This window comes from Parendozoicomonas verongulae (assembly GCF_009711465.1).
In the GTDB taxonomy this organism is placed as follows: domain Bacteria; phylum Pseudomonadota; class Gammaproteobacteria; order Pseudomonadales; family Endozoicomonadaceae; genus Sansalvadorimonas; species Sansalvadorimonas verongulae.
This window is the reverse complement of sequence record NZ_SMME01000734.1, coordinates 1-8,024: the sequence shown is the minus strand read 5'-3', so window position 1 is coordinate 8,024 and position 8,024 is coordinate 1. Positions and strand designations below refer to the sequence as shown.

The window sequence follows — 8,024 nt, the reverse complement described above, 5'->3', positions numbered from 1 at the left end:
TAGAAGACTTTCTGTAGCGCCCATGATGGATAACACCAACAATGCTGTAAGCCCTTGAAAGTCAACGATTCCGCCAGCCGATAGACGATTTTGACACAAATTCGCCACACTGACACAAAAAAAAGCATACGTGATACGGGTATGCTAGCCGCCCGTTGTGCGAGGGATATACACAACGATCACCACATACTGAAAAAACAGTGAGTATGTGAGTCACCGTAGCGGCGCACCTGAAAATCAGGGAAGACAGCACCGCTAACCAGAATCAAGCCCAGGTATCACCTGCCGCTGGCAACTTCACGTTCTTAAACTCTACAGCCACAAACAGGCGTGGATCTTCAACGACATAGCCTTCGTTTCGGCTGGTGTAATCAACCATGCGGTCATATTCCGGCTGGTCATCGACCTTACGTCGCCAGGAATCTTCCTGGTGGTAAATAGACAGGTTACTAAGCGGGGTAACAGCCAGGAAACGAGGGGGGAGGCTTGGGGCCTTCTCAACAGGCACACCACCGAATGTAACCCGTGCATTTTCGTGAACCTGCTTCTGCTCTGGTGTCAGTGCGTTGTTATACACACGCTCACGTTCCTGCTGCATCAGATCACGGCCAACAAGTACAACAAGGTCGGTAGTATCAAGGCCAGCATCTTCAATCGTTGTCAGAAGGTCAGCAACAGCCTGGTCAAGGGTTTCATAGTCACCACTCTTACCGATCCGTAGCTCACCGGCGGTTTTGCCTTCACTCAGGATGTTTGCCGGCAGCTTGTCACGCATGTACTGCATCCAGCCTTTGTTTAAGTCCTGTAGCTGTGGGTGTGTGGAGATATCTGTGTCTTTAGCTGCGCTTTCTCCATACCAGCCACACATAACACGATCCAGACCAATGCGGTGAAGGGATGAGTTAGTCATACGTTCCACAAAGTCGGGGAACTTACGCCAGGTGTCAATTTGTGCGTAGGTAAACAAAACGTCTGTATTCGTCTTGTGCAGCTCATAGGTAAAGCCTTCTAGCTGAGGATATACCTTTGGTTCACGCTTATTTCCTGCACTGGTGTTTGTTCGGCTGGATGATGGTCCAGCAACACCGATCAGAATATTTTCCCCGACAAGATCACGGACGGGAAGAATATTGATCTTTGCCAGAAAATCATTCTTTTCCTGAACCTTGGTGTTGATCTTCTGCGCCCGGGTTGGCTCAACGGAAAAGCCTGTGGAAATATTTTCTGATTTGTAGCCGTGGTTTTCTGCACACTTCGATTTGAAGGTTGTTACAGCCTTTTCAACCTCATGTGTCGCAAATGAAACAGTACTCATAATCAATACCCAGAATATCCTTTATCTTGTTGCGCACCAGCGTTGTCAATTTCAAAATTTGTATTGAATGACATTTCCCGACCGTGCTTCATTTGGTCAACCTTTAGAGAAAACTCCTCAACCTTTTTCTGTACTTCGCTGGCAAGATTCGTGGTCTTATAAATTTCACTCTGCAAGGCTTTGAGTCTGCCCTCATAGGCTTCGGCAAACCCATCAGCAATACTTTGAACCTCTTGAGAAGTGAATGTTTTCCCAGGTACAGCTTTAAACTTGCCGCCCTCAAATCTGCATTTTGTTAATGTCTTGGACATATCAGAATCCCGGGTTTAAAGGGTCAACTTCCAGTGGGTCATAACCAAGCTTTTCACGCATGATCTTTAACCGGTATTTGAGCCGGTGGTTCTCAGTCATCAGGCGCCCGCACTCTGCATGAAGCTCTGCCGATCTTTCATCAGCTGTCTTGATGTAGGTGTAATGCGGGTTCTTGCTGGTGTCCTTAATCTCTGAATCAAACCATTTACCCAAGAATTTACAGATAGTGGTAAATGAACCTTTCCCTGTAATCTCTCTTACCTTCGGTGGCGTTGGATACTCACCGTGCAGCCATAGCTTCCAGGCGGCCGCGTAAACGTCTTTTTCTGTAAGCACTGTTTAATCGCTCGCTGTGTTGTCCTGGTTACATATTCAGGAAATACACTGGGGCCAGCAATCAAACTCAGTCCGAAAACTTGAAAATCGGATAACAAGCAGCAGTAGTTGAAAAAAAATAAAAATACCTGAAAAAAAACACTCCTACTCCCCTCCCACCTGCCGCCTTTTTGTGTGTTTTTGTGCAACTATTATGAGGGTGTGCAATGGGCTTCTCCCCTTGCTGTGTAAGGCTTTGCGACTGATATGGGCACATTGCACTGTGTGCAATAAAATGCAGACTTGTGCAAACTCTTTGCGCGGTTTGCAGAAACAGAAAAACGGCTAAATCCCTTTGGTAGCAAGGGATTTAGCCGTTTTTTATTTTGCTCTCAGTTTGGTGTGCAGGTTTTGCTATCCATGCTTATCTGGCTACAGCCCTTGTACACTCTGCTGTTCCTGTTCTTTTTGGTTTGCACAAACCTGTAATCTCAGGTTTTAGCTGTAAGCGCCTTTCAAGTGCTCCTTAAGCTGCTGCTTATTAAGTGTCTGAATCACTTCTCTATGTTCTTTTGTGAAAAGCAGGGCTGAAGGTGACAGCGTCTTACTAAACTCAAGATTCATAACAAAAGTATGACCACAAAGAGGGTTGGTACAGCAACAATAATGCCTTGAAACGCTGTTGCTGATTCTGTCGCTGTGTTCTATCCGGGCCTTTGATTCACAAACATTGCATTTAACACGAAATGTCATAACTACGCCTCTCCTGCTGCCTATGCTCTACCTTTGTGTTTGAATCTGCTTTTTCATTTGGTTCTGGCTCTAAAAACACCCCTTCCGGAGAAAAGGCGATCACTCTCGCACTGGGGTTCACCTGGTCGATCTCGGAGTATGGGAAAAACTTTGATACTGGAATCTGGCTCATAACTACTTACCGGTTACTTACAAACGACTTACAAAAGGCGGCCTTGCAGCCTCAAAACGATACGAACATAAAAAACCCTTCCATCTGTTCCAAGTGTTCCATTCCCTTGCAGCTCTAGGGCTACAGCGTGGAACAGTTTAAAAGCAACTGTTCCACCTCTTTTAAACTGTTCCACCATGCCGGTGGAAAAATGGAACGGTTCAACAAACTGTTCCATAACTGTTCCACTCTACAGCCCTTGACACTAAAGACTTTGGAACAGTTGGAACGGTTGGAATAGTTTTCTTTAAAACATTTCTTCCATTGGAGTTTTGTAAAGGGAAGAAAAACGGCTTTTCATACTCTCCAACTCCGGCAGGGGGTACTTAATCCCATTAGAACGAATCTTTTTGATACCAAGCTCTTTCATTGCACTGCCAAGTGCCCTGCCAGCCCTGGTGTCTGTAATCTTCTCGCCAAGGTTTGAATCGACCCAAGCCCTGTATCTCTCGGTTAAATCATTTGCAAGGACACGCTCTTTCCACTCAACGCCTGAAGAATTAGCCAGCCACTCCCTAATAAACTGGTGAACAGGCTTCATGGAATACAGCTTCTGCTCATTTAACAGTGCTGTTACTGGTGCCGAGTGCGGATTAAACCCTGTAAGGTCTACACCTTGCAGAAAGGCCAAGAGTTTTCCTGCGCCACCCTCATCAATCCATTTATGCAGCTCACTGAAATAATCAAAGTGTTCCCTGGAACCGACAGAGTACAAAGGCTTTGGCTCAAGCATTAGATACCTGCGCTCTTTCGGATCTGCCTTTATTACGTGGTCATGATTACTTGCAAAGATGAACCTGGCGTAGTTTGGAATCCTCACAGGGTCTTTGCCTTTCAGTTCAAGGCTCACCTCGCTTTCTGTAATCAAACTCTTAAGCCGGTCAATAGCTCGGCTATCAGTGACTCTTGCCTCGTTGATGAATACAAACAGCTTTTCCTGTAATGCCCCCTGAAAGCGCCCGGTAATCTGCTCATCACCATTTTGAGTTGTGGCGTGTATTCCAAGCATGCCGGAGATGGCCTTAACCATAGTGTCTTTGCCTGCACCCATTACAGAGCGCATGAACACAGCAACGCTTGGCTTTTCATCAGGCTTTTGCACCATATGCGCCAGCCAGCCTATCAGGTACTTGTACGCCTTTTCGTCACTGCCACAGATAACCCTGAAAAGGTGGTCAAGATACACTTTGCAGTCACCATCTGGAGCCGGGCTTACAGCAAACCCACGCCACAAGTTGAATACTGCCTCTGGGCACTTTTCAAGGTTTGGCTGAAAAGTAATGCCACCCAACCTGCGATTCTTACCTGCCCATCTAATCCAGGCAGTTCCCACATTCAAATCGGCAACGCTTGCCCTGTGGTGGAAATAGTTCTTGAACTGGTCGATAGGTTCAAAGGCTGTTGCTTCCCCAGTGATCGGGCAATACTTTGTGGTGGCTATAACATGGCGACCGCCAACAACCGTATGACAAAACTTTTTATTCATGGCCTTTAACCTTTTCAACTCAACTTCGGAGAGGTTGCGACCATTGATTAACTCCGGCACTTGCTCCTTGTATTCTTCACTGACGGAAGTGCTTGTTTGCTCAGGATTATTATTTGCCACACTTCCGCTATCTGCTTTATGAGGAAGACTTGGTGCCTCTGTCACCGCAGGCATTTCATTATTCTGGATATGGCTTTCCTTCTCTCTAACCTCATAACTATCAAGTGGAGACTCTGTACCACCAGAAAGCATGTACTCAGACCAATCCTTCCCGGAAGGGGGATAGGATAACCACACCCCAGGAACCTCACTGGCTGTTTTCTCTGCCCACTCTATGCCTGGCTCATCACTGTCCGCACAGATAATTAGCTGACTCTCTGGGAAGTATTCAGCAGCGTACTTAGTAACAGCAGGAAGCTGTGAGTCACAAAAGGCACTTATGGCTTTATAGCTACCACCTGCCAGTTGAAAGGCTGCGTCTGTATCAGCGAATGACTGACTGATAATGATGTGCGAGGAATCAGAAGCGCCAAACTCAACAAATAGCCCTTTCGATGGAATGCCATAATGAAAGTTTTTCTCATACTTCCCTGCTCCCTTCTCGCCGATCCACTGGTGTGTAACCCTTTCCATTGTGTGGGAAAAGGCAGGTATAAGCAGTTTATGCCCTGACTGCCTGCAAACCTTTCTTGCTGCTTCAGACAGCCTCTTAAAGTCTGGCCAGCTGTGGTCTTCAATCTCATAAGCACTATCCCAAATGGAACGTTCTTTCCTGATTGCCCGACTGAGTTTTTTTGCGTTCTCTTCCTCTTTTGCCCTGTCTCTGGCGGCCTGATCTTTGCGTAGCGCTTCAAGGTCAACAGCAGTCGATCCACCGGCTATGCCCAGAAGCTTTGCAACCTCCAAAGACGACTGGCTAAAGTCCCAGCCATGAACTCTATTCAGAAGCTCAAAACCATCGCCACCATTACCGCATTTGCGACAGGCCCAGTCACCACGGTCTTCACCTTTGAAGCTGTAGCGATTTTCTCCACCACAGAGCGGGCACGGTGCACCACTGCTTTTTGTGCTGGTATCAACCTGCTGATCTGTGAGTCCTCCCAAAGATTGCAGGATAAACGGCCACTGACCATTAGCTGCTAGCTTTACCGCCTCATGCTGTTGTCTGCTAAGGCTCATGCGCGCACCTCTCGCATCATATCGACAATGATTTGAGAACTGTTCTTTGCTCCGAGAGCCATGTTTTCCCAGTCGGCTGCAGCTTTCACATAGCCGGATTTTCGGCAGTCATCTGCCTTTGCCCGGTAATTGCAGACACATTCACACAAGGCACAGTAAGCATCTTCAAGGGCTTCTATTTTGGTTTTGCTGTCCATTAACGTTCTCCCCTGGTCTGCGAGGCAGTGGCGTAGATAACCTTTGTTCCTTCCTTCCGGATGGGGAATACAAACCGCCCTGACCGGTAAACGGCTTTGACCTCCTTTCGGATCGTGGCTCTTGTGTGCCCGGTGCGTCTGGCAATCAACGCAGTGGAACCCATGAAAGCCTCAAAAGCAGGCTTGCGCAGCTCAGCAGGGGGACTGTCTTTCAGGCGTGAATACGCACGCAGGGCAGTACTCAGGGCGCTTTTACAGTTGGCAGGGAATGCTTCTATGTTTGGCATCACTTATTCCCCCAGGCACGCAGAAGGGCAGCGAGAACGTGACGGTTCTCCACAGTGCGGCTCATGGTAATGATGTCCTCCGCTGACAGAGAGCGGATTTTGGCTATGGGTAGGCGTGCTATGCGTGCTGGCATGGCTCATTGCTCCTTTGATTATGGAGCCTGCCACCCAGAGTGGTAAATCTGATTTGGTGGCAGGGCTGACAGGGTTACCACAACCGGCATCAAAGGAAACCGGCCCATCCGAAGACGGCCCTATCAGCCCCGCCATAAACTGGAGATGCTGAAGAGTTGCACAAAAAAACCGCTTAGAGCGGTTGTGCTCCTTTGATATTAGCCGGGTGGTAATCCGGGTTACAGATTTTGCTGTAACGGCGCCTACATTAGCGCCAGTATTTTTAAATTGCAAATGATGAGTTTTCATTACTGCTTCCATTCCGGCAGGCAAAACAATCCCCCTGCCGGTAACAGTGTCAGTAACCGGCATTCATCATCGGGAGGTATTTTTCAGGTATGGGGTTACGTATCTCTGGTGTGGCCTTCAGGCTATTTCTCGTACCCGACTATTAAGCCATTCGATCACATCAGCCTCTCTGTATTTAGGGAAACGGCCAACCTTAACGAACTTCGGCCCTTTGCCCATAGAACGCCATACAGTGAGTGTTCCTTTTGTAATCCCAAGTTCCTTGGCTACATCTTCGGGTTCGTACAGTTTCAAATCACCCAGCATGGTATTTACTCCGTTTCGGTCGCTATAGACCTAAAGTAACAGCAATCATTTAACGAACACAAACAACTGAAATTCATGAAAAATTATGAAAATTTATATAAATCTATATAAAATGAGCATGATTTTTATAAAATTTCACCCGCCCAAACAATCTGAATTTACGCAATATTTACCAAGTACTTTCGATATTAATAAGATCATGTTTCATTTAGCCTGCTTACCACATCAGCGGGCTTTAGGTGCGTATAACGCTGCAACATTGACCAGCTCTTATGCCCGGTAATCATGGCTACCTGCTGAATCTCAAGCCCTCTTTCAAACAGCCGTGATGTTCCTTCGTGGCGCAGGTCGTGGAAGTGCAGGTCTTCGATACCAGCTTTTTTGCACTGCCTGGTAAATACAGTGGAGACACTCCGCGCATCAACAGGAAAAATCCTTTCTTCAAACCTTGGCTGCCTTGCAATCACTTCCAGTGCCTCACTGGATAAAGGAACACACTGGTTATTACCGATTTTCTGATTAGGGTCTTTTCTGTCCCGGATCAGGATAGTTCCTTTGTCACTGTCCAGATCCTCCCAGGTAATACGGCAGATTTCACCCAGCCGGAAAGCCGATGCAATGGCAAACTCAACAAGGTCACACATTGGCAGCCGGATTCTTTTGTTTGCTGCGACAACCTGCCTGAAGGCTTCAAGCTCTGCTGCTGTTGGCCTGCGCTCTCTTTGCTTTGGTTTACCGATAAGGCGCTTCTGTATAAGAAAGGCTTTCGCATCCTCGACAGGGTTACTCTTTATCGGGAACCCCCAGACACTCATAGCCATTTTCACCACCCCGGACAGGTAAATAACATCCTGTGTGATAGTGGCAGGCTCTGCCCCGTCAACCGACTTTCTCTGCACACAGAACGCCACAATGTCACCGGTTTCAAGTGTACCGATCTGCTCATCAGCGATACTGGAGCGCTGCACCCTGCGGAGCACTGCGAGTTTGCTTTTCCCTATTGGCTTAATAGGGCTTACCTCTTTTATGTACCGGTCTATGCAGGCCCTGACCGTCACCCCTTCTATTGCAGACAGATCTGCATACTGACCACGCTCTATGTCGTACTCTTTATCCCTTGCCCACTGAACCGCCAGCACCTTTTTTGAGAAGGTCTTTGTCAGGCTGTAATAGCGACCATTCTTTTTGGTTCTCACTAACGCCTGATAGCTGTTACCCTTCCTTCCCGTTCGTTTGCGTA

Annotated in this window: 11 protein-coding genes; all 11 read right to left on the bottom strand. The window is 47.5% G+C overall.

The annotated features are described in order from the left end of the window. Positions 1–265 precede the first annotated feature (265 nt). Positions 266–1,315, bottom strand: coding sequence for a phage major capsid protein, P2 family (locus tag E1189_RS04375; RefSeq protein WP_155158841.1), 1,050 nt, complete (start codon positions 1,313–1,315; stop codon positions 266–268). A 2-nt stretch (positions 1,316–1,317) separates the two neighbouring features. Then, the gene (locus E1189_RS04370; protein WP_155158840.1) at positions 1,318–1,626 is read right to left on the bottom strand and encodes a hypothetical protein; all 309 of its coding nucleotides are present in this window, start codon (positions 1,624–1,626) and stop codon (positions 1,318–1,320) included. 1 nt (position 1,627) lies between these two features. Continuing rightward, positions 1,628–1,963, bottom strand: coding sequence for a DNA-binding protein (locus E1189_RS04365; protein WP_155158839.1), 336 nt, complete (start codon positions 1,961–1,963; stop codon positions 1,628–1,630). Between the two features lie 477 nt (positions 1,964–2,440). Next, on the bottom strand, positions 2,441–2,695 hold the full coding sequence (locus E1189_RS26170; protein WP_155158838.1) for an ogr/Delta-like zinc finger family protein: 255 nt from the start codon (positions 2,693–2,695) through the stop codon (positions 2,441–2,443). Between the two features lie 200 nt (positions 2,696–2,895). Further along, positions 2,896–3,084 (bottom strand): hypothetical protein, encoded by a 189-nt coding sequence (locus E1189_RS04355; protein WP_155158837.1) that lies wholly within the window; start codon positions 3,082–3,084, stop codon positions 2,896–2,898. A gap of 69 nt (positions 3,085–3,153) precedes the next feature. Beyond that, positions 3,154–5,571 (bottom strand): DUF5906 domain-containing protein, encoded by a 2,418-nt coding sequence (locus E1189_RS04350; protein ID WP_155158836.1) that lies wholly within the window; start codon positions 5,569–5,571, stop codon positions 3,154–3,156. Further along, entirely contained in the window at positions 5,568–5,768 is a 201-nt protein-coding gene (locus E1189_RS04345; protein ID WP_155158835.1) for a hypothetical protein, read from the bottom strand. The genes E1189_RS04350 and E1189_RS04345 overlap by 4 nt, the downstream gene beginning before the upstream one ends. Further along, complete coding sequence (locus tag E1189_RS04340; protein WP_155158834.1) at positions 5,768–6,055, bottom strand: hypothetical protein; 288 nt, start codon at positions 6,053–6,055, stop codon at positions 5,768–5,770. The genes E1189_RS04345 and E1189_RS04340 overlap by 1 nt, the downstream gene beginning before the upstream one ends. Then, positions 6,055–6,189, bottom strand: a complete 135-nt coding sequence (locus E1189_RS25735) for a hypothetical protein (RefSeq protein ID WP_268921588.1) — start codon at positions 6,187–6,189, stop codon at positions 6,055–6,057. Before E1189_RS25735 ends, E1189_RS04340 begins: the two co-directional genes overlap by 1 nt. Positions 6,190–6,595: 406 nt before the next feature. Then, positions 6,596–6,784 carry a helix-turn-helix transcriptional regulator gene (locus E1189_RS04335; RefSeq protein ID WP_230460154.1) on the bottom strand — a complete coding sequence of 63 codons (189 nt, stop codon included), beginning with the start codon at positions 6,782–6,784 and terminating at the stop codon, positions 6,596–6,598. Positions 6,785–6,981: 197 nt separating this feature from the next. Continuing rightward, positions 6,982–8,024: integrase (locus E1189_RS04330; RefSeq protein WP_230460153.1), on the bottom strand; the 1,043-nt coding region annotated here is incomplete at its 5' end.

Coding starts and splice junctions, on each gene's coding strand:
- E1189_RS04375 (WP_155158841.1), bottom strand. CDS start 1,315: ATGAGTACTGTTTCATTTGCGACACATGAGGTTGAAAAGGCTGTAACA.
- E1189_RS04370 (WP_155158840.1), bottom strand. CDS start 1,626: ATGTCCAAGACATTAACAAAATGCAGATTTGAGGGCGGCAAGTTTAAA.
- E1189_RS26170 (WP_155158838.1), bottom strand. CDS start 2,695: ATGACATTTCGTGTTAAATGCAATGTTTGTGAATCAAAGGCCCGGATA.
- E1189_RS04355 (WP_155158837.1), bottom strand. CDS start 3,084: ATGGAACAGTTTGTTGAACCGTTCCATTTTTCCACCGGCATGGTGGAA.
- E1189_RS04350 (WP_155158836.1), bottom strand. CDS start 5,571: ATGAGCCTTAGCAGACAACAGCATGAGGCGGTAAAGCTAGCAGCTAAT.
- E1189_RS04345 (WP_155158835.1), bottom strand. CDS start 5,768: ATGGACAGCAAAACCAAAATAGAAGCCCTTGAAGATGCTTACTGTGCC.
- E1189_RS04340 (WP_155158834.1), bottom strand. CDS start 6,055: ATGCCAAACATAGAAGCATTCCCTGCCAACTGTAAAAGCGCCCTGAGT.
- E1189_RS25735 (WP_268921588.1), bottom strand. CDS start 6,189: ATGCCAGCACGCATAGCACGCCTACCCATAGCCAAAATCCGCTCTCTG.
- E1189_RS04335 (WP_230460154.1), bottom strand. CDS start 6,784: ATGCTGGGTGATTTGAAACTGTACGAACCCGAAGATGTAGCCAAGGAA.